24 protein-coding genes are annotated in these 24,549 nt (G+C 71.1%); 13 read left to right on the plus strand and 11 right to left on the minus strand.

The genetic code is table 11. From position 1 onward, the window contains the following. Window positions 1-8 precede the first annotated feature (8 nt). A complete protein-coding gene (locus ACIQR3_RS00455; RefSeq protein ID WP_403532374.1) occupies window positions 9-1,274 on the minus strand; it encodes an NADP-dependent malic enzyme in 1,266 nt (421 codons plus the stop codon). Window positions 1,275-1,992: 718 nt separating this feature from the next. Between ACIQR3_RS00455 and ACIQR3_RS00460 the strand changes: the two genes are divergently transcribed. From ACIQR3_RS00460 to ACIQR3_RS00470, 3 genes are read left to right on the plus strand one after another with little or no spacing between them, the layout of a single operon-like run. Next, a complete protein-coding gene (locus ACIQR3_RS00460; RefSeq protein WP_403532376.1) occupies window positions 1,993-2,955 on the plus strand; it encodes an ABC transporter substrate-binding protein in 963 nt (320 codons plus the stop codon). 38 nt (window positions 2,956-2,993) lie between these two features. Next, a complete protein-coding gene (locus tag ACIQR3_RS00465; RefSeq protein ID WP_403532378.1) occupies window positions 2,994-3,932 on the plus strand; it encodes an amino acid ABC transporter permease in 939 nt (312 codons plus the stop codon). Further along, window positions 3,929-4,717 (plus strand): amino acid ABC transporter ATP-binding protein, encoded by a 789-nt coding sequence (locus tag ACIQR3_RS00470; RefSeq protein WP_403532380.1) that lies wholly within the window; start codon window positions 3,929-3,931, stop codon window positions 4,715-4,717. The genes ACIQR3_RS00465 and ACIQR3_RS00470 overlap by 4 nt, the downstream gene beginning before the upstream one ends. Before the next feature lie 74 nt (window positions 4,718-4,791). On the opposite strand, the gene ACIQR3_RS00475 is transcribed toward ACIQR3_RS00470, so the two are convergent. After that, on the minus strand, window positions 4,792-5,568 hold the full coding sequence (locus ACIQR3_RS00475) for a class I SAM-dependent methyltransferase (protein ID WP_403532382.1): 777 nt from the start codon (window positions 5,566-5,568) through the stop codon (window positions 4,792-4,794). A 98-nt stretch (window positions 5,569-5,666) separates the two neighbouring features. On the opposite strand from ACIQR3_RS00475, the gene ACIQR3_RS00480 reads away from it, so the two are divergent. After that, window positions 5,667-6,317, plus strand: a complete 651-nt coding sequence (locus ACIQR3_RS00480; RefSeq protein WP_403532384.1) for a CGNR zinc finger domain-containing protein — start codon at window positions 5,667-5,669, stop codon at window positions 6,315-6,317. Here the strand turns inward: ACIQR3_RS00480 and sodX are convergent. Further along, window positions 6,200-6,634, minus strand: coding sequence for a nickel-type superoxide dismutase maturation protease (gene sodX, locus ACIQR3_RS00485; protein ID WP_403532386.1), 435 nt, complete (start codon window positions 6,632-6,634; stop codon window positions 6,200-6,202). The two genes, ACIQR3_RS00480 and sodX, sit on opposite strands and share 118 nt — an antisense overlap. Before the next feature lie 145 nt (window positions 6,635-6,779). Between sodX and sodN the strand changes: the two genes are divergently transcribed. Further along, the gene (gene sodN, locus ACIQR3_RS00490) at window positions 6,780-7,175 is read left to right on the plus strand and encodes a superoxide dismutase, Ni (protein ID WP_004983535.1); all 396 of its coding nucleotides are present in this window, start codon (window positions 6,780-6,782) and stop codon (window positions 7,173-7,175) included. Window positions 7,176-7,485: 310 nt separating this feature from the next. Here sodN and ACIQR3_RS00495 read toward each other — a convergent pair whose 3' ends face one another. Both ACIQR3_RS00495 and ACIQR3_RS00500 read right to left on the minus strand, forming a co-directional pair. After that, entirely contained in the window at window positions 7,486-8,700 is a 1,215-nt protein-coding gene (locus ACIQR3_RS00495; RefSeq protein WP_403532388.1) for a family 2 encapsulin nanocompartment cargo protein polyprenyl transferase, read from the minus strand. Window positions 8,701-8,740: 40 nt separating this feature from the next. Beyond that, window positions 8,741-10,147 (minus strand): family 2B encapsulin nanocompartment shell protein, encoded by a 1,407-nt coding sequence (locus tag ACIQR3_RS00500; RefSeq protein WP_403532390.1) that lies wholly within the window; start codon window positions 10,145-10,147, stop codon window positions 8,741-8,743. Between the two features lie 328 nt (window positions 10,148-10,475). On the opposite strand from ACIQR3_RS00500, the gene ACIQR3_RS00505 reads away from it, so the two are divergent. After that, window positions 10,476-11,054 (plus strand): N-acetylmuramoyl-L-alanine amidase, encoded by a 579-nt coding sequence (locus ACIQR3_RS00505; RefSeq protein ID WP_251075362.1) that lies wholly within the window; start codon window positions 10,476-10,478, stop codon window positions 11,052-11,054. Window positions 11,055-11,096: 42 nt separating this feature from the next. Continuing rightward, a complete protein-coding gene (locus tag ACIQR3_RS00510; RefSeq protein ID WP_403532392.1) occupies window positions 11,097-12,050 on the plus strand; it encodes a 1-aminocyclopropane-1-carboxylate deaminase/D-cysteine desulfhydrase in 954 nt (317 codons plus the stop codon). A gap of 4 nt (window positions 12,051-12,054) precedes the next feature. Here the strand turns inward: ACIQR3_RS00510 and ACIQR3_RS00515 are convergent, their stop codons facing one another. Further along, window positions 12,055-13,653: a Na+/H+ antiporter gene (locus ACIQR3_RS00515; RefSeq protein WP_403532394.1), complete on the minus strand. Its 1,599-nt coding sequence runs from the start codon at window positions 13,651-13,653 to the stop codon at window positions 12,055-12,057. 61 nt (window positions 13,654-13,714) lie between these two features. On the opposite strand from ACIQR3_RS00515, the gene ACIQR3_RS00520 reads away from it, so the two are divergent. The 3 genes from ACIQR3_RS00520 (at window position 13,715) to ACIQR3_RS00530 (ending at window position 15,796) form a co-directional block, all read left to right on the plus strand. Beyond that, a complete protein-coding gene (locus tag ACIQR3_RS00520; RefSeq protein ID WP_215168240.1) occupies window positions 13,715-13,975 on the plus strand; it encodes a UBP-type zinc finger domain-containing protein in 261 nt (86 codons plus the stop codon). A 277-nt stretch (window positions 13,976-14,252) separates the two neighbouring features. Next, window positions 14,253-14,666 carry an anti-sigma regulatory factor gene (locus ACIQR3_RS00525; RefSeq protein WP_215168239.1) on the plus strand — a complete coding sequence of 138 codons (414 nt, stop codon included), beginning with the start codon at window positions 14,253-14,255 and terminating at the stop codon, window positions 14,664-14,666. 14 nt (window positions 14,667-14,680) lie between these two features. Then, on the plus strand, window positions 14,681-15,796 hold the full coding sequence (locus ACIQR3_RS00530) for an RNA polymerase sigma factor SigF (RefSeq protein ID WP_403532397.1): 1,116 nt from the start codon (window positions 14,681-14,683) through the stop codon (window positions 15,794-15,796). Between the two features lie 76 nt (window positions 15,797-15,872). On the opposite strand, the gene ACIQR3_RS00535 is transcribed toward ACIQR3_RS00530, so the two are convergent. Beyond that, the gene (locus ACIQR3_RS00535; RefSeq protein ID WP_403532399.1) at window positions 15,873-16,328 is read right to left on the minus strand and encodes a hypothetical protein; all 456 of its coding nucleotides are present in this window, start codon (window positions 16,326-16,328) and stop codon (window positions 15,873-15,875) included. Between the two features lie 335 nt (window positions 16,329-16,663). On the opposite strand from ACIQR3_RS00535, the gene ACIQR3_RS00540 reads away from it, so the two are divergent. Both ACIQR3_RS00540 and ACIQR3_RS00545 read left to right on the plus strand, forming a co-directional pair. After that, window positions 16,664-17,632, plus strand: coding sequence for a diacylglycerol/lipid kinase family protein (locus ACIQR3_RS00540; protein ID WP_403532401.1), 969 nt, complete (start codon window positions 16,664-16,666; stop codon window positions 17,630-17,632). A gap of 318 nt (window positions 17,633-17,950) precedes the next feature. Next, entirely contained in the window at window positions 17,951-18,208 is a 258-nt protein-coding gene (locus ACIQR3_RS00545; RefSeq protein ID WP_003973730.1) for a WhiB family transcriptional regulator, read from the plus strand. A gap of 174 nt (window positions 18,209-18,382) precedes the next feature. Here ACIQR3_RS00545 and ACIQR3_RS00550 read toward each other — a convergent pair whose 3' ends face one another. Further along, window positions 18,383-19,849 (minus strand): sensor histidine kinase, encoded by a 1,467-nt coding sequence (locus ACIQR3_RS00550; RefSeq protein WP_403533908.1) that lies wholly within the window; start codon window positions 19,847-19,849, stop codon window positions 18,383-18,385. A 519-nt stretch (window positions 19,850-20,368) separates the two neighbouring features. On the opposite strand from ACIQR3_RS00550, the gene nagB reads away from it, so the two are divergent. Continuing rightward, on the plus strand, window positions 20,369-21,154 hold the full coding sequence (gene nagB / locus ACIQR3_RS00555; protein WP_403532403.1) for a glucosamine-6-phosphate deaminase: 786 nt from the start codon (window positions 20,369-20,371) through the stop codon (window positions 21,152-21,154). Window positions 21,155-21,206: 52 nt separating this feature from the next. Here the strand turns inward: nagB and ACIQR3_RS00560 are convergent, their stop codons facing one another. From ACIQR3_RS00560 to ACIQR3_RS00570, 3 genes are read right to left on the minus strand one after another with little or no spacing between them, the layout of a single operon-like run. After that, complete coding sequence (locus ACIQR3_RS00560; RefSeq protein ID WP_403532405.1) at window positions 21,207-22,700, minus strand: glycoside hydrolase family 3 protein; 1,494 nt, start codon at window positions 22,698-22,700, stop codon at window positions 21,207-21,209. An 8-nt stretch (window positions 22,701-22,708) separates the two neighbouring features. After that, window positions 22,709-23,539, minus strand: a complete 831-nt coding sequence (locus ACIQR3_RS00565; protein ID WP_403532407.1) for a carbohydrate ABC transporter permease — start codon at window positions 23,537-23,539, stop codon at window positions 22,709-22,711. Next, a complete protein-coding gene (locus ACIQR3_RS00570; protein WP_403532409.1) occupies window positions 23,536-24,519 on the minus strand; it encodes a carbohydrate ABC transporter permease in 984 nt (327 codons plus the stop codon). The genes ACIQR3_RS00565 and ACIQR3_RS00570 overlap by 4 nt, the downstream gene beginning before the upstream one ends. Window positions 24,520-24,549: the final 30 nt, after the last annotated feature.

Genomic DNA, 24,549 nt, shown 5'->3' on the forward strand with positions numbered 1-24,549 from the left:
GCCACCCGTCAGCGACGAGCGACCCCCTCCGCCCGAGCAGCCGCGGCCACCGCCGCCGTCACCGCCGGCGCGACCCGCTCGTCGAACGGCGACGGAATCACATACTCCGCCGAGAGGTCGTCACCCACGACCGAGGCCAGCGCCTCAGCCGCCGCCAGCTTCATCCCCTCGGTGATCCGGGACGCCCGCACCTGCAAGGCCCCGGCGAAGATCCCGGGGAACGCCAGCACGTTGTTGATCTGGTTGGGGAAGTCCGACCGCCCGGTGGCGACCACCGCCGCGTACTTGTGCGCGACCTCCGGATGCACCTCGGGGTTCGGGTTCGCCATGGCGAACACGAACGCCCCCGGAGCCATCGACGCCACCGCGGCCTCCGGCACCGTCCCGCCGGAAACCCCGATGAAGACGTCCGCGCCTGCCAGCGCCGCCTCCAGCGACCCGCTCCGCCCGGCCTTGTTCGTGAACTCGGCCAGCTCCCGCTTCACCGGCGTCAGATCGTCCCGGTCCGCCGACACGACCCCCTTCCGGTCCGCCACGGCGACGTCCCCGATGCCGGCCTCGACCAGCATCTTCGCGATAGCGACGCCCGCCGCCCCCGCGCCCGAGATGACCGCGCGCAGCTCGCCCAGCGACCGCCCGCTCAGCCGCGCCGCGTTCCGCAGCGCCGCCAGCGTCACGACCGCCGTACCGTGCTGGTCGTCGTGGAAGACCGGGATGTCCAGCCGCTCCTGCAGCTTCCGCTCGATCTCGAAGCACCGCGGCGCCGAGATGTCCTCCAGGTTGACCCCGCCGAACGACGGCGCGAGCCGCACCACCGTCTCGACGATCTCGTCCGCGTCCGTGCAGTCCAGCGCGATCGGCACCGCGTCCACGCCGCCGAACTGCTTGAACAGGATCGCCTTCCCTTCCATCACCGGAAGGGAGGCCTGCGGCCCGATGTCCCCGAGCCCGAGCACGGCCGTACCGTCCGTCACGACCGCCACGACCGACGACTTCCACGTGTAGTCGTCGACCAGCTCCGGCTGCTCGGCGATCGCGCTGCACACTTTCGCGACGCCGGGCGTGTACGCCAGGGACAGGTCGTCCTTGTCCCGGACCGGCACGGTGGCCCGCACGGCCATCTTGCCGCCGCGGTGCAGCGCGAACGCGGGATCCAGGTCGAGGGAGTCGAGGGAGTCGAGGGAGGATCCGCTGTCGCCGACGCTGTCACTCACGCTGCCACTGTCACTGTCACTGACACTGTCGCTGCGAGGATTGACGATCTCCGCTGCCACTTCGTAGTACCCCTTAAGAGTTCATGGTGTGAGGGTGTGTCCGCTCCTGGTGAGGAGTGGGCGGGACCGCGCAAGGCCCAGGTCGTTGATGCGTACGGGCCTGTACGCGACGGGCGCGCCGCACACGCGCCCTGAGCCCCGGATGAGGGGTGTAAAGAACCTTCTTACCGGACGGACGCCCCCCAGGACGAGTCCAATAGGCGCAAGCTCACACACCGGCCCGCGCGAGCCCCCGCGACAGCCCCAGGACAGCCCCGGGACAGCTCCCGGGACACCCGCACAACGAACACAGTCAGTCATATGCCAGTGACATGACCCACACCACCACTTCCGGCCAACATCACGACAACTCTTGACACCACCCCGAAGAAGCCACACCCCACCCCATTCCGCCCCACTCCACCGAAGATCTTCCGGCCGGAAGCAACAATTCCCGCAAACGTTCGGTCGCGATTGACCGACCTGCTCCACTTCGCGACACCACCCGTTATCCGATTTTGACATCGGAGGTCCCCTGAACAGCTCCGTCCGAATGGCAAGATGCCGTAATCGCACGAGGTCGCGGCACTCGAAGAGGTGTGCCCACGCCGACCTCTGTGCGCTGCCGTCGACGACCGCCGCACTCACTCCGTCGACCGTCGACCCACGGCGCCCGCCGGCCCCTCCGTCGGACGCCCCGCCCGATCGGCTGCTCCACTCATCCGCCGGAGGAACCCACATGACCGCACGCTCCACCCGTCGTACGACCGCCGTGTCCTCCCGCACCGCCGCGGTCGGCGCCATCGCGGTCGCGGGCGCACTGCTGCTCACCGGCTGCGGCGACCAGACCAAGGACAACGGCTCCGACGAGACGAAGTCGTCGAGCGGCGCCCCGCTGGCCGGCAAGCTCCCCCAGGCCATCCGCGACAAGGGCGTCATCAAGGTCGGTTCCGACATCGCCTACGCGCCGGTGGAGTTCAAGGACGACTCCGGCAAGACGGTCGGTATCGACCCGGACCTCGCGGAGGCGATGGGCAAGCAGCTCGGCGTGACGTTCGAGTTCGAGAACGCCACCTTCGACACGCTCATCGGCGGCCTCGCCGCCAAGCGCTACGACATCGCCATGTCGGCCATGACCGACACCAAGGCCCGCCAGGAGGGCATCGACGCCGACACCGGCAAGAAGGTCGGCACGGGCGTCGACTTCGTCGACTACTTCACCGCGGGCGTCTCCCTCTACACCAACAAGGGCGACGACCAGGGGATCAAGACCTGGGACGACCTGTGCGGCAAGACGATGGCCGTGCAGCGCAACACCTTCTCCCACGACCTCGCCAAGGACCAGGCGAAGAAGTGTACGAAGGACGGCGAGAAGACCCTGAAGATCGAGGACTTCGGCACCAACCCCGAGGCCGAGACCCGGATGCGCTCCAAGGGCGCGGACGTCGTCTCCGCCGACTTCCCGATCGCCGCGTACTCCGTGAAGAACTCCGGCGGCGGCACGTACTTCGAGCTGGTCGGCGACCAGGTGGAGGCGGGCCCGTACGGCATCGCCGTGGCCAAGGAGAACACCGAACTGCGCGACGCGCTCCAGGCGGCCGTCCAGGCGATCATCGACAACGGCGAGTACAAGAAGATCATCGACAAGTGGGGCGTCGCGGACGGCGCGGTCACCGAGTCCAGGATCAACGGCGGCTCCTGACCCGGCACCGCCCGACTCGGCACTGAAAGGCTCCACCCGTGACTGCTGACGTCAGCAAGACGGACGGTCCCGGCACGACTCCCCCCGCCCGCCCGGAGGCCGTCAAGGCCATCCCGGTCCGGCACCCATGGCGGTACGTGTCCGCGGTCGTCGCCCTCGCCCTGCTGGGCGCCGTCGTCTACGCCTTCGCCCAGGGCAAGATCAACTGGGGTGCGATCCCCGACTACTTCTTCGACGACCGCATCCTCGAAGGCGTCTGGAACACCCTCCTCCTCACCGTGCTGTCGATGCTCATCGGCATCGTCGGCGGCATCCTGCTCGCGGTGATGCGCCTGTCGAAGAACCCGGTGACCTCGTCCATCGCGTGGTTCTACATCTGGTTCTTCCGCGGCACCCCGGTCCTGGTCCAGCTCTTCGTCTGGTTCAACCTCGGCCTGGTCTTCGAGTACATCAACCTCGGCCCGATCTACAAGGACTACTGGTCGTCCTTCATGACGCCGCTGCTGACGGCGCTGCTCGGCCTCGGCCTCAACGAGGCCGCGTACATGGCCGAGATCTGCCGCGCCGGCCTGCTCTCGGTCGACGAAGGCCAGACCGAGGCGTCCCACGCGCTCGGCATGAGCCACAGCAAGACGCTGCGCCGGATCGTCATCCCGCAGGCCATGCGGGTGATCGTGCCGCCCACCGGCAACGAGGTCATCAACATGCTGAAGACGACCTCGCTCGTCTCGGCGGTGCAGTACTACGACCTGTTCAAGGAGGCGCAGGACATCGGCCAGAACGCGGGCTCCACGGTGGAGATGTACTTCCTCGCCGCCACCTGGTACCTGATCATGACCTCGGTCCTGAGCGTCGGCCAGTACTACATCGAGCGCTACTACGCCCGGGGCTCGACCCGCGCCCTCCCGCCGACCCCGCTCCAGCGCTTCCGGTCCGCCGTCCTCCCCACGCGCCGCCCGAAGGGAGTCCCGGCATGACCCAGACCACGACACCGGCCACCACCACCCCCATGGTGAAGGCCGAGGGCGTCCACAAGTCCTTCGGCCAGGTCGAGGTCCTCAAGGGCATCGACCTCCAGGTGAACTCCGGCGAGGTCTTCTGCCTCATCGGCCCCTCCGGCTCCGGCAAGTCCACCTTCCTCAGGTGTATCAACCACCTCGAAAAGATCAACGCCGGGCGTCTGTACGTCGACGGCGAGCTGGTCGGCTACCGCCAGAAGGGCGACAAGCTCTACGAGCTGAAGGACAGCGAGGTCGCCCTCAAGCGCCGCGACATCGGCATGGTGTTCCAGCGCTTCAACCTGTTCCCGCACATGACGGCCGTGGAGAACGTCATGGAGGCCCCGGTCCAGGTCAAGGGCGTACCGCGGGCCCAGGCCCGGGAGCGCGCCGGCCGGCTCCTGGACCGCGTCGGCCTGGCCGACAAGGCCGACAACTACCCCTCCCAGCTCTCCGGCGGCCAGCAGCAGCGCGTCGCCATCGCCCGGGCCCTGGCGATGGACCCCAAGCTGATGCTCTTCGACGAGCCGACCTCGGCCCTCGACCCGGAGCTGGTCGGCGACGTCCTGGACGTCATGCGCGACCTGGCCGAGTCCGGCATGACGATGGTCGTCGTCACCCACGAGATGGGCTTCGCCCGCGAGGTGGGCGACAGCCTGGTCTTCATGGACGGCGGCGTGGTGGTGGAGTCGGGCAACCCGCGCGACGTCCTGACCGACCCGCAGCACGAACGGACGAAGGCGTTCCTGTCCAAGGTGCTCTGAGACACGGTGCTGTGAGGCACGAGGGGGGCGGTACGGCGGCGCGCGTACCGCCCCTCACGCACGCGCCCTCCCGCCTACTTCAGGGCGAGCAGCAACGTGTCCGAGGGCGAGCACCACACCGGCCGCACCTCTCCGAAGCCCTTCTCCCGCAGCACGCGCGCGTGCCACGCCACCGGCGGCGTGTCCCCCTCCGCGTGCTCGCCGTAGATGGCGAACCGCCGGGCCGTCGGCTCCGCGAGCACCGGGTCCTTGGCGGCGAGCTGCCACCACTCGGACCAGTCGAGGGCGCCGTCCCGCTTGGCGGCCTCCATCTCCGCGTGCCGCCGCTCCCGCTCGGCCGCGTTGATCCGGGGCGTCGTGTCGTCGATCATGTGGTCCGCGTTCAGGAAGACACCGCCGTCGCGGACCAGCTCCGCGACCCGACCGTAGAGGGCCGCGAGGGGTTCGGCGTGGAGCCAGTGCAGGGCCGTGGCGGTCAGTACGGCGTCGTACGAGTCGTACGGCAGCCCGCTCGCCCACTCGGGGTCCTTCAGGTCGGCGGTGACCAGCGAGACCCGCTCGTCCCCCGCGAAGGTCCCCTCCGCGATGGCGAGCAGCGCCGGGTCGAGATCCACCCCGGTACTGGTGGCCTCGGGGAACCGGGCGAGCACGCGCGCCGTGATGCTCCCCGTGCCGCACGCGAGGTCGAGCACCCGCGGCGCCGGCCCGACCAGCGCCTCCACCATGTCCAGCATGATCCGGAACCGCTCCTCGCGGTCGGGCATGTACCACTCCTGCTGCCGGTCCCAGCTCTCCTGCCAGGCCTGCCAGTCGGCACCGGTCGTGGCCGTGGTGGCGTCCGCGTCCGTCATAGAGCTCCTCCAGAGTCCGTCACGTAATACCCTGAAACCACGATCAGCCATTACCCGACCGCAGGCACGACCCTAGAGCCCCTCCGTAAGGACTACAAGTGGAACTGGCCTATTACTCGGATTACGCCGTACGTCTCGTCAACACCGAGGAGCCGGACCGGGGCAAGGACGCGCTGACCTCGGTCGAGGCCGTCCGTGAACTCTTCGGCGCCAACCAGTCGGCCGCCCGGCGTGCCGCGGAGGCGGACGTGACCCGGTTCCGCGGGGTCCGCGCCCGCCTGCGCGCGGTGTTCGAGGCGGCCGACACCGGTGACGAGACCCTCGCCGTGGACCTCCTGAACTCCCTCCTCCTGGAGTTCCCGGTCAGCCCCCAGATCTCCGGCCACGACCACCGCGACGACGACGGCCGCCCCCTGTGGCACATGCACCTGGCCGACCACCCGTCCAACGCCACGGCCGGCTACGCCGCCATCGCCGCGATGGGCCTGGCCTTCCACCTCACGGAGTACGGCGTGGACCGCCTGGGCCTGTGCGAAGCGGCCCCCTGCCGCAACGCCTACCTGGACACCTCCACCAACCGCTCGCGCCGCTACTGCTCCGACCGCTGCGCCACCCGCGCCAACGTGGCCGCCTACCGCGCCCGCAAACGCCTGGAGGCGGACCGGCCGGACAGCACCGGCCTGACCGCCGACAGCGCCCAGCGCAGCAGCGCGAACGGCGACCGCCGGCCCGGCCCGAGCGGCCGGTAACGCAGCCGTACCCGCCCCAGCACCAGCTCCTCGGGGACGGCCCCGTAATCGGTGCTGTCACCCCCCGCGTACGCGTTGTCCCCCCGCACCCACCACCCGCCCTCGCGCAGCTCCACGGCCCGCTTGACGACGAGCAGGTCCTGCTGGAAGGGATGCCGCAGCACGACCACGTCCCCCGGCCGCACCCTCGCCCCCCAGTGCACCACCACCACGTCCCCGTGGTACAGCGTGGGCACCATGGACGGCCCGGTCACCTCGGCCGGTCCGAAGGGCAGCGGCCCCCTGGCACGCTCGGTCTCCTGCGACAGCTCCGGCATCACCCGGCACCTCCCCGGTCATTCCTCCACCAGTCTCAGTCTCACCCCGGACTTTTGTCCTAAGCCCACGGGGGCACTCGCGAAATCGTCTCCTCCAGGGAGTAATGTCCCCCCTGAGAAGACGATCACGAGGAAGGAACGCTCCATGCTTTCCCGCCTGTTTGCCCCCAAGGTCAAGGTCAGCGCCCACTGCGACCTGCCCTGCGGCGTGTACGACCCGGCCCAGGCCCGTATCGAGGCGGAGTCGGTCAAGGCCGTCCAGGAGAAGATGGCCGGCAACGACGATCCGCACTTCCAGGCCCGCGCCACGGTCATCAAGGAGCAGCGCGCGGAGCTGGCCAAGCACCACGTGTCGGTCCTGTGGAGCGACTACTTCAAGCCGCCGCACTTCGAGAAGTACCCGGAGCTGCACCAGCTGGTCAACGACACCCTGAAGGCCCTCTCGGCCGCCAAGGCGTCCACCGACCCGGCCACCGGCCAGAAGGCGCTGGACTACATCGCGCAGATCGACAAGATCTTCTGGGAGACCAAGAAGGCCTGACGCCCGGTCTGCCTCCCCAGGCCGCGATCGGTGCACCATCGCGCGCCCACGGGCACCCCGAAGGGGCCCGGCCTTCCCAGGCCGGGCCCCTTCGCCGTACGCAGACCCGTACGCCGCCTCGTACGCGGGCCCCGTACGCCACCTCGTACGCGGGCCCGAACGCCGCCCCGAACGCGGAAGACGGGTCCCACGCCACATGCCGTGGCGTGGGACCCGTCGGGCCGGAGCCCCGGCGGTGCGGCCGCACGCGGTCAGGTGCCGTGCGGGTCTGCGGGCTCCGGGGCCGGGGGCCTCGGATGTTCCCAGGACCTCAGGTGTTCCTCCGGGTGACGAACTCGGCCAGCGCGAGCAGGCCCCCCGCCGCCTCCGGGTCGGGTACGGCGCGGGCCAGTTCCTGCATGGCCCGGCCCATCCGGTCGGCCGCCTCGGTCTGGGCCCAGTCCCGGCCGCCCGCCCGCTCCACGAGCAGCGCCGTGGCGGTGAGGTCCTCCGTGGCCTCGTCGTACGGCGTCGCGTAGAGCGCGGCCAGCTCGGCCGCCGCGGGGGTGCCGGAGGCGAGCGCGGCCACCACCGGCAGCGACTTCTTACGGGCCGCCAGGTCCGCCCCGGCCGGCTTGCCGGTGCGGCGCGGGTCGCCCCACAGGCCGATGACGTCGTCGATCAGCTGGAAGGCGAGCCCGGCTTCCCGGCCGAACGCGTCCAGTGCCCGTACGTCGTCGTCCGGGGCACCCGCGTAGAGCGCGCCCAGCGCCGCGGCGCAGCCCAGCAGCGCGCCGGTCTTGGCCTCGGCCATGGCGAGCGTCTCGTCGAGGGTGATCCCGGCCGGGCCGCGCCGCTCCATCGCGGTGTCCGCCTGCTGCCCCACGCACAGCTCCACGACACAGCCGGCGAGCCGGGCGACCGCCGCCGCGGACGCCGGGTGCGGGTCCTCGGCGAGCAGCCGCAGGGCCAGCGCCTGGAGGGCGTCGCCCGCGAGGATGGCGTCGGCGTCCCCGAACACCGTCCAGGCGGTGGGCCGGTGACGGCGGGTGGTGTCCCGGTCCATCACGTCGTCGTGCAGGAGCGTGAAGTTGTGGACCAGTTCCACCGCGACCGCCGCCCGCACGGCCGCCGCCCTGGCCTCGGGCCCGCCGAGCGCGGCGGCCGAGGCGAGGACCAGCGCGGGCCGGATCGCCTTGCCGGCGTTGCCGGCCGCCGGTGTCCCGTCGGCCCCCTGCCACCCGAAGTGGTAGAGCGCCACCCGGCTCAGCGGGCCCGGCAGCGACGCGAGCACGGAACGCAGTTCCGGGTCGACCGAGGCCCGGGCCCGCCGCAGCAGTTCCGCCGCCTCGTGCCCGTCGGCGTCCTCCGGCTCCACGGCCCCCTGCCCCACGGCCCCCTGTTCCTCGACCCCCTGTTCCTCGCCCCCCTGCTCCTCGGCGGCCCCCCGCCCCTCACTGGGCCCGCGCCCCACCGGCGGCACGTGCCGTTCCAGTGTCACGGTGGGCCGCCGTACGCCGGGGGCCCGGTCGCCGGCCCCCGTCATCCGCTCACCCCACGTCGGCGGGACCACGGTGCGCCGGGCGTCACTGCCAGCGGCCGATCTCGACGTTCTCCAGCACACCGAGCGCGTCCGGCACCAGCACCGCCGCCGAGTAGTAGGCCGTCACCAGGTACTTGATGATGGCCTGTTCGTTGATGCCCATGAAGCGCACCGACAGGCTCGGTTCGATCTCGTCCGGGATGCCGGTGGCGCGCAGGCCGATGACGCCCTGGTCCGCCTCGCCGGTACGCAGGGCGATGATCGAGGACGTACGGGCCTCGGTGACCGGGATCTTGTTGCACGGGTAGATCGGCACGCCGCGCCAGGTCGGGATGCGGTTGCCGGCGATGTCGATCGTCTCGGGGACCAGGCCCCGCTTGTTCAGCTCGCGTCCGATCGCGGCGATGGCGCGCGGGTGGGCGAGGAGCAGCTTGGTGCCGCGGCGGCGGCTGAGCAGCTCGTCCAGGTCGTCGGGGCCGGGGACGCCCTCGTGCGGCTGGATGCGCTGGTCGTACTCGCAGTTGTGGAGGAGACCGAACTCGCGGTTGTTGATCAGTTCGTGCTCCTGGCGCTCCTTGAGCGCCTCGACCGTCAGCCGGATCTGCTGCTCGGTCTGGTTCATCGGCTGGTTGTAGAGGTCGGCCACGCGCGAGTGGATGCGCAGGACGGTCTGGGCGACGCTCAGTTCGTACTCGCGGGGCTTGGCCTCGTAGTCGACGAACGTGTGCGGGATGTCGGGCTCGCCGCTGTGGCCGGCGGAGAGGTCGATCGCCTTCTCGCCGTGCTTGTTGGTGGCGTGCTGGGGCTCGGCGCGGCGCTGCTCGATGTGCTCGCGCAGGGAGTCGCTGCGCTCGGCGATCTGCTCCACCTCCTGGCGGGGCAGCACCAGGACCGTGCAGGCGGTCACCGCGCGGGCCGTGTACTCCCAGATGGCGTCCCCGTCGAGCAGGGCCCGGTCGCCGAAGTAGGCGCCGTCGGCGAGAACTCCGAGGACCGCGTCGTCGCCGTAGGGGCCGGTGCCGACCTTCTCCACCTTGCCGTGCGCCAGCAGGTAGACCTCTTCGTTCGGGCTGCCGAACGAGGCGATGACGTCACCCGGTCCGAACTCCCGTTGCTCGCAGCGGCGGGACAGTTCCGAAAGCACCTCGTCGTCCTCGTAGGACCGCAGGGCCGGCAGCTCGGTCAGCTCCGCGGGGATCACCTCGACGCGGTCGCCGGTCTTCACGAACGTCACCCGGCCGTCGCCCACGGCGAAGGTCAAGCGCCGGTTCACACGGTACGTACCGCCCTGGATGTCGACCCAGGGCAGCATCCTCAGCAGCCAGCGTGAGCTGATCTCCTGCATCTGAGGAACGGACTTGGTGGTGGTGGCCAGGTTCCGCGCCGCCGCCGTGCCGAGACTCTGCTGCGGCCTGGTCTGCTCGGTGCGGACCTCTTCGCCTACCGACATAAGGAATTGCCCTCCCGGTCATGCCCGGCGCACCCACGCCGTGCATCGATGTGCGGGGACCAGCCTTCCTCAGGCAATGTGTCAGTGCTATTACCCGAAAGAGCGGGAATGAGGCACCGGCCGCCGGGGCAGACTTGGGCTTTCGGTCCCGCGTTCCCGGGACCCGCCGGGCCTTCCAACGCCCTTCACGCGTCCGAACGTTGTCCGAATTGACTCGCACAGAGACCGAACACGCGGTAGACGTGGCTCCGTTTTGGTAACAAGCACCGTACGAGGCGGTCGCGTCGGGCGGTCGCGCGGAGCGAAGGAGCCGGTGATGGCCGCACCGATGTCCGCGAGCAGTTTCCTGAGAGCGCTGAAGGCCGAGGGCCTCACGGTCGTCGAGGTCGGCGACTGGCGCACGCACAACCGCAACTCCAAGGGCGCCTGGGGTCCGGTGCACGGCGTGATGATCCACCACACCGTGACCAAGGGCAGCGCACGGACCGTGGACATCTGCCGCAAGGGCTACGAAGGGCTGCCCGGCCCGCTGTGCCACGGCGTCATCACCAAGGACGGCAGGGTCCACCTCGTCGGTTACGGCCGCGCCAACCACGCCGGCCTCGGCGACGACGACGTACTGCGCGCGGTGATCGCGGAGAAGGGGCTGCCCAAGGACAACGAGGCGAACACCGACGGCAACGCCCGTTTCTACGGGTTCGAGTGCGAGAACCTCGGTGACGGCGAGGACCCGTGGCCGGAGAAGCAGCTGGAGGCCATCGAGAAGGCCGCCGCCGCCGTCTGCCGCCACCACGGCTGGAACGAGCGGTCCGTCATCGGGCACCTGGAGTGGCAGCCGGGGAAGGTGGACCCGCGCGGGTTCACGATGAAGTCGATGCGCGAGCGCATCCGGGACCGCCTGAAGTGACCCGGCCCGCGGCGACCGGCTCACCAGGGTGACAATGGCGGGGTGACCAGCAACGACGTCGCCGCCCTCGGCCCCCTGCTGCCCTCACCGGTGCGGGAGCTCGCCGACGAGCGGTTCGAACGGCGGGGCGTACGGCTGCTGCTCAAGCGGGACGACCTGATCCACCCGGCGCTGGTCGGCAACAAGTGGCGCAAGCTGGCACCCAACCTCACGGCCGCCGCCGGCCGTACGGTGCTGACCTTCGGCGGCGCCTGGTCCAACCACCTGCGCGCCACCGCCGCCGCCGGGCGGCTGCTCGGCCTGTCCACGGTCGGCGTGGTGCGCGGCCACGAACTGGCCGGCCGCCCGCTCAACGACTCGCTCGCGCGGTGCGCCGCCGACGGCATGCGCCTGCACTTCACCGACCGCTCGACGTACCGCCGCAAGACCGAGCCGGAGACCCTGGCGGCCCTCCTGGCGGCGGCCGGGGCGCCGGAGGCGTACGTGGTGCCGGAGGGCGGCAGCAACGCCGCGGCGGTACGCGGCTGCCTGGCCCTCGGCCGGGAGCTGGACGGGCGCGCCGACGTGGTCGCCGTCGCCTGCGGCACCGGTGGCACGCTGGCCGGGCTGGCCGCCGGTCTGGGCCCCGGACAGCGGGCGCTCGGCATCCCGGTGGTGAAGGGCGGCTTCCTGGACGGCGACGTACGGCGGCTCCAGGAACGGGCGTTCGGCGGGCCCCGCGGCACCTGGAGCCTGGACGACCGCTTCCATTTCGGCGGCTACGCGCGCGTGCCCGACGAGCTGGACGCCTTCGCCGCCGACTTCGAGCGCCGGCACGGGCTGCCCGTGGAGCGCCTGTATGTCGCCAAGATGCTGTACGCGCTGCTCACGCTCACCGAGGAGGGCGCCTTCCCGCAGGGCACGACCCTGGCCGCGGTGATCACCGGCCGCCCGTGCCCCGAGCCCGCGTGCCCCGGGCCCGCGGTTGCCGAGCACCGGTTCCCCGAACACCCGTGACCGCTCACGACGCGGTTTCCCGGTACGCCGCCGCCTCCTCCAGGTCCAGCCTGCGCAGCAGCGTGCGCAGCATCTCGTCGTCGATGTACCGGCCGTCCCGGAGCTTGACGAAGACCTCGCGTTCGGCTCCGATCATCTCCCTGGACAGCCGTCGGTAGGTGTCGTCGACGGTCTCCCCGGTGACGGTGTTGACCTGGCCGAGCCGTTCCCAGACGGCGTTGCGGCGGCGTTCCAGGACCGAGCGCAGCCGCTCGGCGAGCGGTCCGGGCAGGGCGTTGCGCGGGTCGGTGAGCAGGTCGTCGAGGCGCTGCTCGGCGGCCCGGGACGCCTGGGCCTGGGCGTTGGCCTCGGCCAGGGTCTCGGCCTGGACGTCGTGGCCGGGGAACTTCAGCAGGCGGATCAGCGGCGGCAGGGTCACGCCCTGGACGACCAGGGTGCCGATGACCGTGGTGAAGGTGAGGAAGAGGATCAGGTTGCGTTCGGGGAAGGGTTCGCCGCCGTGCACGGTGAGCGGGATGGAGAAGGCGATCGCCAGGGAGACCACGCCCCGCATGCCGGCCCAGGCGATGACGAAGGGCTGTTTCCACGTCGGGTTCTCCTCGCGCGCGCGCACGCGTGCCGAGAGGACGCGGGGCAGGAAGGTCGCCGGGTAGGACCACACGAACCGCGCCGCGACCACCACCAGGAACAGGGCGAGCGCGTACCAGGCGGCCTGGACGCCCTCGTACGCGCCGAGTCCCTCGAGGACCACGGGGAGCTGGAGGCCGATCAGGGCGAAGACGGACGACTCCAGGACGAAGGCGACCATCTTCCAGACCGCGTCCTCCTGGAGGCGGGTGGCGAAACCGACCTCCCACGCGCGGTGGCCGAGGTGCAGTGCGACGACGACCACCGCCAGTACCCCGGAGGCGTGCACCTGTTCCGCCGCCGCGTAGGCGACGAAGGGGATCAGCAGGGAGAGCGTGTTCTGGAGGAGCGGTTCCTTCAGGCGGGTGCGCAGCCAGTGCAGCGGCACCATGAGGATCAGTCCGACGCCGACGCCGCCGACCGCTGCGATCAGGAACTCGCCGATCCCGCCGGCCCAGGTGGCGCCCTCGCCGACCGCCGCCGCGAGCGCCACCTTGTAGGCGGTGATGGCGGTGGCGTCGTTCACCAGGGACTCGCCCTGGAGGATGGTGGTGATCCGGGACGGCAGTCCGACCCGGCGGGCGACGGCCGTGGCCGCGACGGCGTCCGGCGGTGCCACCACCGCGCCGAGCACCAGGGCGGCGGTCAGCGGCAGGTCCGGCACGATCAGGTAGGCGGCCCAGCCGACGACGAAGGTCGCGAAGAGCACGTAGCCCACGGAGAGCAGGGCGACGGGCCGCAGCTGGGCGCGCAGGTCCAGGTAGGAGCTGTCGGTGGCCGCCGTGTACAGCAGCGGGGGCAGCAGCAGCGGCAGCACGACGTGCGGGTCGAGGGTGTAGTCGGGCACGCCGGGGACGTAGCTGACCGCCAGTCCGGCCGCGACCAGCAGCAGCGGCGCGGGCACCGGTGTGCGCCGCCCCGCCGCGGCGACCGCCGCGCTCCCCGCCACCAGCAACAGCAGCGGCATCACGTCCATGGTCCCTGCCCACCCTTTTCCTCCGCGCGGTTCTCCGCACGCCCGTCGTAACCTGGCAATCATGAAACAGTGCACGCACGCCGACGCGCTGCCGCACCCGGAGCCGGAGCCGCTCAGCGAGACCTGCCCAGAGTGCCTGGCCGACGGCACGGACCCGGTACAGCTGCGGCTCTGCCTCACCTGCGGTCATGTCGGCTGCTGCGACTCCTCCCCGAAACGCCACGCGACAGGGCATCATGAACAGACCGGGCATCCCGTGATGCGCACCTTCGAGCCGGGCGAGGACTGGCGCTGGTGCTTCGTCGACCACGTGCTCGTGTAGGGACCGGAAGGGCAAGAGGAAGGTACGGTTCGACCGCCTGACGTGTGGGTACGTCAACCCGGCGCGCGCTCTTCCGATTTGGTCCCGCCCAACCCCTAGCCACTGTGCGTGTTCACGTGTTTACTATGAGTGACAGCAAGGGGTTGGGGTCTCGGGGACAGGAAAGCACGGAGCGCGATAACGTCACCGCTGAACCACTGAACCACGTATCGCGTCACCGCGTTACCCGAGGGGTGACCCTCGGCCCTGAAACGCTTGTACCACCTTGGAGGTGAGGGTGTCCCAGTTCGCAGGCGAGCCCGCGACCCAGGACTTCGTCGAAGTCCGGCTGCCGGCCGCGGGGGCCTACCTGTCGGTGCTGCGTACGGCGACGGCCGGCCTCGCGGCCCGTTTGGACTTCACCCTCGACGAGATCGAGGACTTGCGCATCGCGGTGGACGAGGCCTGCGCGATCCTGCTCCAGCAGGCCGTGCCCGGCTCCGTGCTCAGCTGTGTCTTCCGCCTCGTCGACGACTCGTTGGAGGTCACCGTGTCGGCACCGACCACCGACGGCCACGCGCCCTCGCGGGACACCTTCGCCTGGACCGTCCTGTCCGCACTGGCGGGCAAGGTGTCCTCCGCCGTGGACGAGGACGCCACCGTGTCGATCAGCCTCTACAAACAGCGCGGCGCGGGACCCGGGCCGGCGTGAGGGAGGACGGGCCGGTGCGGGACGAAGAGCGCGGCACACGGGGGCTGCCGGCCGAGGGCGCACGTCCTGCGAGCGGGGCCCGGGGCAGGGCGGGCGGTATCGACGGCATCCCCGAGCAGGCCCGTCCGCACCCCGAGGAGGCCGGTGTCCAGTCCGGCGTACCGGGCGGCGGGCAGCGGGCCGGGGAGCGGGACGGCGCCGTGCAGAGCGTGCCTTCGGACGGGCGGAGCGGGGGCGATCCCGTCCTGCCCGGCCGATCGGAGGCAAGGGCTCCGGAAAGGGCTACGGGCGGGACGATGAGCGAGCACGAGCGACACTCCGAGGACGAGGTGCCCGGTGCGCGGAGCGTGCCGGAACAGCACGGCCGGCACGACCCGCAGGACCGCAGCGGGGCCCGTGCCCTCTTCGCCGAGCTGCGCCGCATGGACGACGGCAGCCCCGAGTACGCGGAGCTGCGCAACCGGCTGGTGCGCATGCACCTGCCGCTCGTCGAGCACCTCGCCCGCCGCTTCCGCAACCGCGGCGAGCCCCTCGACGACCTCACCCAGGTCGCCACCATCGGCCTGATCAAGTCGGTCGACCGCTTCGACCCGGAGCGCGGCGTGGAGTTCTCCACGTACGCGACCCCGACGGTGGTCGGTGAGATCAAGCGGCACTTCCGGGACAAGGGCTGGGCGGTGCGGGTGCCGCGCCGGCTCCAGGAGCTGCGGCTGTCGCTGACCACGGCGACGGCGGAGCTGTCCCAGCTGCACGGCCGCTCCCCCACGGTGCACGAGCTGGCCGAGAAGCTGGCCATCTCGGAGGAGGAGGTCCTGGAGGGCCTGGAGTCCGCCAACGCGTACTCGACGCTCTCGCTGGACGTCCCCGACACCGACGACGAGTCCCCGGCGGTCGCCGACACCCTCGGCGCGGAGGACGAGGCGCTGGAGGGCGTGGAGTACCGGGAGTCGCTCAAGCCGCTCCTGGAGGACCTGCCGCCCCGGGAGAAGCGCATCCTGCTGCTGCGGTTCTTCGGCAACATGACCCAGTCGCAGATCGCGCAGGAGGTCGGCATCTCCCAGATGCACGTGTCCCGGCTGCTGGCCCGCACCCTGGCCCAGCTGCGGGAGAAGCTGCTGGTGGAGGAGTGACCCGGGGGCCCGCCGCCGCTTGCGCCGCTTCCCCTCCTTCCGTTCTCCCTACTTCCGTTTCCCTACTTCCGTTTCCCTACTTCCGTGAGTCCCCGGGTGTCCTGATCCCGAGGGCCCGCGTGGTCTCGGGGTTGACGATCAGGACGAGCGCCGCGACGGCCACCACGGCCAGCACGATCCCGGCGGGGATGGCGACGCTGTCGGTCTGGAGCAGGTTGTAGGCCACCGGCAGCGCCATGATCTGCGTGATCACCGCCGGGCCCCGGCTCCAGCCGCGCCGGGCGAGCAGACCTCGGGCGGCCAGCAGCGGCAGCAGGGCGAGGACGATCAGGGTGACCCCGCCGGTGACCGCCTGGGTGCGGTCGTCGGGGTGCCCGGTGAGACCGCCGACGAGCATCCAGGCCCCGCCGACGACGAGCGCGAGGCCCTCCAGCCCGGTCAGTGCGGCCGCGACGGTCAGCCGGGTGGGACGGGGCTCCGCCGCTCCGGCGGGGGCGGCTCCATCGGTGCTGGGGGTCTGGTCACTGCTCACCCCAGCAGGGTAGCCCGCACGGCCCGCCCACCCGTGGCGAGGTACACGCCGCCGACCGACCGCCCCGCCACCGGGGCCCACCACCACAGGCACCACCGGGCACCTCGCGGACAGCACCCCTGACCCGATCCCCGGCGCCCCCGACGCCCTCCCCCGCAACGCGATCCCCGCCACCACCGCCGCACCTGCAACGCGACCCGCGTCGCCAGCCCCATACCCCGCAACCCGACCCACACCACCGCCCCCGCACCCCGTGGCGAGGTTCACGCCGGCCGCGCCGCCTGATCCACGGATCGGTCTGGGCCCGGTACCACCCAGTAGGTACGCTCGGACCCATGCGTGCACTTCTCGTGGTCAACCCGGCGGCAACCACCACGAGTGCGCGTACGCGCGACGTACTGATCCGCGCGCTCGCCAGCGAGATGAAGCTGGAGGCGGTCACCACCGAGTACCGCGGCCACGCGCGCGACCTCGGCCGGCAGGCCGCGCAGAGCGACGACGTCGACCTGGTGGTGGCGCTCGGCGGCGACGGCACGGTCAACGAGGTCGCCAACGGCCTGCTGCACGCCGGCCCCGACCCGGACCGTCTCCCCCGCCTCGCGGTGGTCCCCGGCGGTTCCACCAACGTCTTCGCCCGCGCCCTCGGCCTGCCCAACCACGCGGTGGAGGCGACCGGCGCCCTGCTGGACGCCCTGCGCGAGGGCAGCGAGCGGACCGTCGGGCTCGGGATGGCCTCCGGCACCCCGGGGACGGAGGACGAGGCGGTACCGGCCCGCTGGTTCACCTTCAACGCCGGGCTCGGCTTCGACGCCGGCGTGGTCGGCCGGGTCGAGCAGCACCGCGAGCGCGGCAAGAAGTCCACCCACGCGCTCTACGTCCGTCAGGTGCTGCGCCAGTTCTTCGGCGAGGCGCACCGCCGCCAGGGCACGATCACGCTGACCCGGCCGGAGGCGGAACCGGTGACCGGTCTGGTGCTGTCCATAGTCTCGAACACCTCGCCGTGGACGTTCCTGGGCAATCACCCGATGTACGCGTCGCCTAAAGCTTCGTTCGACAAGGGCCTCGACGTCCTCGGTCTCAGCCGGATGACGACGACCGCGGTTGCCCGGTATGGCACCCAGTTGCTCACTTCGTCCCCCGAGCGCGGACCCCACGGCAGACACGCGGTCTCACTGCACGACATGTCCGAGTTCACCTTGCATTCGAAGGTGCCGCTGCCCCTCCAGATGGACGGTGACCACCTGGGGCTGCGGACGAGCGTGACGTTCACAGGCGTACGCCGTGCACTGCGTGTGATTGTGTGAGCAGAAGCAGCGAAAGTCCTTTCACTCGAACGTTTAGACCAGGGTCCACCCCCTGGAAGTACGGCTGTGACCTAGTCGACACCGAAGAATCAAAAAAAACTTTCCGGAAGGGGTTGTATCCGCCGCTGAGGTTTGCGAGTCTCTACGTGGCGATCGGGACGGCCCGCAACACCGGCCTCCACAGATCACCGGAACCCCTCTTCAATCCAAGGACCCCGCCAGGGAACCTGACGGTCGGCCCTTCCCTTGTTGAGGGATTCGTGAAAGCGTTCACATTCACAAGCAATCTGCATGTAATACCAAGGAGAGGTAGCAGCCATGGACTGGCGTCACCGCGCCGTTTGCCGCGAGGAAGACCCCGAGCTCTTCTTCCCCATCGGCAACACCGGTCCTGCGCTGCTGCAGATCGAGGAAGCCAAGGCCGTCTGCCGCCGCTGCCCCGTCATGGAGCAGTGCCTGCAGTGGGCGCTCGAGTCCGGTCAGGACTCCGGCGTCTGGGGTGGTCTCAGCGAGGACGAGCGCCGTGCCATGAAGCGCCGCGCCGCCCGCAACCGGGCCCGTCAGGCCTCCGCCTGACACACCCGCCCCGCGACAGCCTGAGCTTGGCGGCGCGTGCAGCGAGTACGCATCCCCCGCCCCCGAGCCGCAGCGCGCAGTACCCCGCAGCGAGCACTGGCCCCGGATCACCGTCGATCCGGGGCTTTTTGCTGCGCCCGCCCCATCCCCCTGCTTTCTACGCCCGCCCCGTCCCTACTTCTGCGAGCGCACCGGGATGTCGAAGATCACCCGGGTGCCGCCCCCAGGGGCCGGGACCATGTCGAAGGAGCCGGTCAACTCGCCCTCCACCAGCGTGCGGACGATCTGGAGGCCCAGGTTCCCGGAGCGGTGCGGGTCGAAGTCCGCGGGCAGACCGACGCCGTCGTCCTGGACGGTGACCAGCAGCCGTGACTCCTTCGAGGTGCCGCCGCGGACCGCGGAGACCTCCACCGTGCCGGTGTCGCCCTCACGGAAGCCGTGCTCCAGGGCGTTCTGCAGCACCTCGGTCAGCACCATGGACAGCGGGGTCGCCACCTCCGCGTCCAGGATGCCGAAGTGACCGGTGCGCCGGCCGGCGACCTTGCCCGGCGAGATCTCGGCGACCATCGCGAGCACCCGGTCGGCGATCTCGTCGAACTCCACCCGCTCGTCCAGGTTCTGGGACAGCGTCTCATGCACGATGGCGATCGAGCCGACCCGGCGCACGGCCTCCTCCAGGGCCTCGCGCCCGCGCTCGGACTCGATGCGGCGGGCCTGGAGGCGGAGCAGGGCGGCCACCGTCTGGAGGTTGTTCTTCACCCGGTGGTGGATCTCCCGGATGGTGGCGTCCTTGGTGATCAACTCGCGCTCGCGGCGGCGCAGTTCCGTGACGTCCCGCAGCAGCACCAGCGAACCGATGCGGGTGCCCTTGGGCTTGAGCGGGATGGCGCGGAACTGGATCACGCCGTCGGCGGCCTCGATCTCGAACTCACGCGGCGCCCAGCCGCTGGCCACCTTGGCCAGCGCCTCGTCCACCGGCCCGTGGGTGGGGGCGAGTTCGGCGGTGGTACGGCCCAGGTGGTGGCCGACCAGGTCGGCGGCGAGCCCCATGCGGTGGTAGGCCGACAGGGCGTTCGGGGAGGCGTACTGGACGATCCCGTCCCCGTCGACCCGGATCAGGCCGTCGCCGACGCGGGGCGAGGCGTCCATGTCGACCTGCTGGTTCTCGAACGGGAAGGCGCCGGCCGCGATCATCTGGGCGAGGTCGGAGGCGCTCTGGAGGTACGTCAGCTCCAGGCGGCTCGGGGTGCGCACGGTGAGCAGGTTGGTGTTGCGGGCGATCACGCCGAGGACCCGGCCCTGGCGCCGTACCGGGATCGACTCGATGCGGACCGGGACCTCCTCGCGCCACTCCGGGTCGCCCTCGCGCACGATCCGGCCCTCGTCCAGGGCGATGTCCAGCATGGGGCGCCGGCCGCGCGGGACCAGGTGGCCGACCATGTCGTCCTGGTAGGAGGTGGGGCCGGTGTTGGGCCGCATCTGGGCGACGGAGACGTACCGGGTGCCGTCGCGGGTGGGGACCCACAGGACCAGGTCGGCGAAGGAGAGGTCGGAGAGCAGCTGCCACTCCGAGACCAGCAGGTGCAGCCATTCCAGGTCGGACCTGTCGAGGGCGGTGTGCTGGCGTACGAGTTCGTTCATGGAGGGCACGTGGTCGAGCGTACCCGGCGGTGCGGACAGCACCCGGAACCAGCCGTTCCACGACCGCGGACCCCCGATGCCCCGGGGACACCCGCGGGCCGCGGCGCCTGGGAGGGACCCTCAACCCTCCCGGCACCGCAGCCCGGAGCAACAACGGCCGTGGGGTGTGCGGTCCCGGTCGGCCGATGGCCGAGGAGCCGGGGCAGTCAGGGCAGAGAGCTCCGGTTCCTCGGTCCGCCCTCCTGTGCGGGGAGAGCGGAAGTATGACGCCCATTGTGGACTGGACCACTATCGGTGTCCATGCACAGGAACGGGTTCGCGTTGTCGCTTCCCCACGACTGCTCGGACGTCCGAGCAGTCGGCAGCAGCCTAGCCCGGACGGGTCGTGCGTGGGGCCGGTAAGGGGGCGCTCTGTTAAATTGTTCCGAGGATTGGTCTAAACCACAGGGCACCACACCGGACCACCACACAGCCCTTCCCGGGTGTTCTCGAGTCCCCTCTTCGAAACGGCAGGCCAGCGTGGAAGTTGTCATCGTTCCGGACGCCAGGGCGGGCGGCGAGCTGATCGCCGAGGCCATGGCACAGCTGCTCAAGCGCAAGCCCGACGCCCTGCTCGGGGTGGCCACCGGCTCGACGCCGCTGCCGGTGTACGAGGCGCTGGCGGCGAAGGTGCGCGCGGGTTCCGTGGACACCTCGCGGGCGCGGATAGCCCAGCTCGACGAGTACGTGGGGCTGCCGGCGGAGCACCCGGAGTCGTACCGGTCGGTGCTGCGGCGTGAGGTGCTCCAGCCGCTGGGCATCGGGATGGAGGCGTTCCTGGGGCCCGACGGCACGGCGGCGGACGTGCAGGCGGCCTGCGAGGCGTACGACCGGGCGCTGGCCGGGGCCGGCGGGGTCGACCTGCAACTGCTGGGGATCGGCACCGACGGGCACATCGGATTCAACGAGCCGTGCTCCTCGCTGGCCTCCCGGACCCGGATCAAGACGCTGACCGAGCAGACCCGGGTGGACAACGCGCGCTTCTTCGACGGTGACATCGCGCAGGTGCCGCACCACGTGATCACCCAGGGCATCGGCACCATCCTGGAGGCCCGGCACCTGGTGCTGCTGGCCACCGGCGAGGGCAAGGCGGACGCGGTCGCCGCGACGGTCGAGGGGCCGGTCGCGGCGGTGTGTCCGGCCTCGGCGCTCCAGCTCCACCCGCACGCCACGGTCGTCGTCGACGAGGCCGCCGCGTCGAAGCTGAAGCTGGCCGGCTACTTCCGGCACACGTACGCCAACAAGCCGGAGTGGCAGGGCATCTGAGACACGTACGGGAAAGGCGCCGGTCCCCCGCGAGAGGGGACCGGCGCCTTTCTCATGCCCGCACGCCCGCGACGACCTCCGCCGCCGCCCGGCCGCAGACCCGGGCCGCGCCGTGGGTGGCCAGGTGGAGGGCGCCGCGGGGCGGGGACTGGGGGACGCCCATCTCGACCACGACGGTGTCGGGGCGGGCGGCCAGCAGGGCGTCCAGGGCCGCCGCCATCCAGGGGTGGCGGTGCTCGTCGCGGACCACGGCGACGATCCGGCGCTCCCCGGCCGCCCGCAGCACCTCGGCGCCGGCGTCCGGGCCGGTGAAGCCGCCCGTCTCCGTCCCCGGGAGCAGCCGGCACAGCTCGGCGGCGACGCCCCACGGGGTCTCGTCGCCGACCGCGATGTTCGGGGCGGGGGTGAGCTGCGCGACGTAGGGCGGTGCGGTGAGGGGGGTGAAGGAGGCGGCGCCGGTGACGCGCAGGGCGCGGCGGGCGGCGCGCAGGCCGACCTCCTCGTCGGGCGCGGTCGACGGCCCGGCGGCTCGGGCGGCCGTCGTCCAGCGGGCCAGGGCGCGGACCCGCTCGGCCGCGTCCGCCAGGCGTTCCTCGGGCAGTTCACCGGCGCGCACGGCGGCGACCAGGGCGTCCCGCAGCCGCCGTACGGTGTCCTCGTCGGACAGCCCGCCGCCCACGCAGATCGCGTCGGCGCCGGCCGCGATGGCGAGGGCGGTGCCGCGTTCGATGCCGTAGGTGCCCGCGATGGCCCGCATCTCGATGCCGTCGGTGACGATCAGGCCGTCGTAGCCCAGTTCCTCGCGCAGGAGTCCGGTCAGGACGCGGCGGGAGAGGGTGCCGGGGAGGTCCGGGTCCAGGGCCGGGGCGAGGATGTGGGCGCTCATGATCGCGCGGGTGCCGGCGGCGATCGCGGCGCGGAACGGGACCAGGTCGCGTGCGGCCAGCACCGTGGCGTCCACGTCGACGCGGGGCACCGCGTGGTGGGAGTCGACGGCGGTGTCGCCGTGCCCGGGGAAGTGCTTCGTGCACGCCGCCACCCCCGCCGACTGGAGGCCGGTGACGTAGGCGGCGGTGTGCCGGGCGACCAGGGCGGGGTCGGCGCCGAAGGAGCGTACGCCGATCACCGGGTTGTCGGGGTTGGCGTTGACGTCGGCCGAGGGGGCCCAGTCGAAGTCGACGCCGCAGGCCGCGAGGCGGCGGCCCAGTTCGGCGGCGACCGCCCGGGTCAGGTCGGGGTCGTCGACCGCGCCGAGGGCGTTGTTGCCCGGGAAGGAGGAGCCGGTGCGCACCTCCAGGCGCGTGACGTCGCCGCCCTCCTCGTCGATGGCGATCAGTACGTCGTCCCGCTCGGCGCGCACCTGGGCGGTGAGCGCGGCGACCTGCTCGGCGGTGGCGATGTTGCGGCCGAACAGGGCGACGGAGGCCAGCCCCTCGCCGAGGCGGCGCAGCAGCCAGTCGGGGGCGGTGGTGCCGGTGAAGCCGGGCTGGAGCACGGCGAGGGCGTCGCGGGTGAGGGTGTCGGTACCGCTGGTGAGTGTCGTCATCGGTGGCCTCAGCCCTTCACGGCACCGGCGGTCAGGCCGCTGACGGCCCTGCGCTGGAGGAAGACGAACAGGATCAGGATCGGGACGGCGAAGAGGGAGGAGGCGGCCATGGTCGCGCCCCAGTCGTTGCCGAAGACGGTCTGGAAGCTGGACAGCCACAGCGGCAGGGTCTGCGCCTCGGCCTCCTTGTTGACCACCAGGACCAGCGGGAACTCGTTCCAGGCGGTGATGAAGCCGAACATCGAGGTGGACATCAGGCCCGGCGCGAGCAGCGGCAGGATGACCCGGCGGAACGCCTGGACGCGGGTGCAGCCGTCGACCATCGCGGACTCCTCCAGCTCCTTGGGCACGGCGGCGACGAAGCCGCGCAGCGTCAGGATGGTGAAGGGCAGGATCATCATCGTGTAGAAGAGCGTCAGCGGGACCAGGCTGTTCAGCATCGAGGCGTCCCGGACGATCATGTAGATCGCGATGATCATGACTTCCCAGGGTGCCATCTGCGCGCACATGAAGGCGATGATGAAGCCGCGCCGCCCCCTGAACCGCATCCGCGCCAGGGCGAAGGAGCCGAGCAGCGCGACGACCAGCGAGAAGACGACCGCGAGGACGGTGACGATCAGCGAGTTGGCGACCATCGTCCAGAAGTTGTCGGCGTCGACCGCCGTCTTGAAGTGCTGGAAGGTGACGTCGGTCGGGAACCAGACCGGGTTCTCCGAGATGATGTCGCCGGTCGGCTTGAACGCCGTGGCGAACATCCAGTACACGGGGAAGACGAAGCCGATGAACAACACGACGGCCGTGACGTTGGGCCACAGCCGGCCGAAGAGCGAGCGCTTCACGCCTCGTCCTCCTCTTGCTTGAGCACGATCCTGAGGTAGTAGGCGGTCAGGCCGAGCATGATCAGGATGGTCAGGACGGCGATCGCCGCGCCCATGCCGTAGTGCTGGTTGCCGACGCCCTCGACGTAGGCGTAGACCGGCAGGATCTCGGTGAGCCGGTCGGGGCCGCCGCCGTTGAAGCTGAAGACCTGGACGAACGCCTTGAAGACCCAGATGATCTCCAGGAACGTCGTCGCGTAGAGGAACGGCCGCAGGAACGGCATGGTGACGGTGGTGAAACTCCGCCAGACGCCGGCGCCGTCCAGGGCGGCGGCCTCGTACAGCTCGCCGGGGATGGTGGTGGTCGCCGCGTAGAGGTTGATCGCGACGAACGGGATGGACATCCAGACGATCAGCAGGGTGACGACGAAGAACGTCGACATCTGGCTGCTGGTCCAGGAGTAGTCGGCCATCGAGTGCCAGCCGAGCTTGTCCAGGACCCAGTTGACGACGCCGAAGCGCTGGGCGAACAGCCACTGGTAGACGGTGGTCGCGGCGACCACCGGCATGGCCCAGGCCAGCACCAGGCCGATCAGCAGGGTGACCCGCATCCGCTTGCCGAGGCGGGCGAGGAGGAGGCCGACCAGGGTGCCCAGGACCATGATCAGGGCGACGTTGACCGCCGTGAACAGGATCGAGCGCAGGGTGACCCGCCAGAAGTCCTCGCCGGTGAGGACCTCCTTGTAGTTCTCGATGCCGTTCCACTCGGTGACGTGCTGGATCAGCTGCGCCATGTTGAGGTTCTGGAACGACAGCAGCAGGTCCTTCACCAGCGGCCAGCCGAGCAGCAGCACGGTGGCCGCGACGGCGGGCAGCAGCAACAGGTACGGGGTGAGGGCGGCGGCCCGGGGCGTGCCTTTCGGGGCCGGTCCGCCGGCCGCCCCGGCCGTCCTGCGGACGCCGGCCGGGCCGGAGGGCGGCCGTTCGGTCTGCACGGTCATGCTCGCGAATCTCTCTACTCGGCCGGTACG

Source organism: Streptomyces sp. NPDC090994, from assembly GCF_044768905.1.
Taxonomy (GTDB): Bacteria; Actinomycetota; Actinomycetes; order Streptomycetales; family Streptomycetaceae; genus Streptomyces.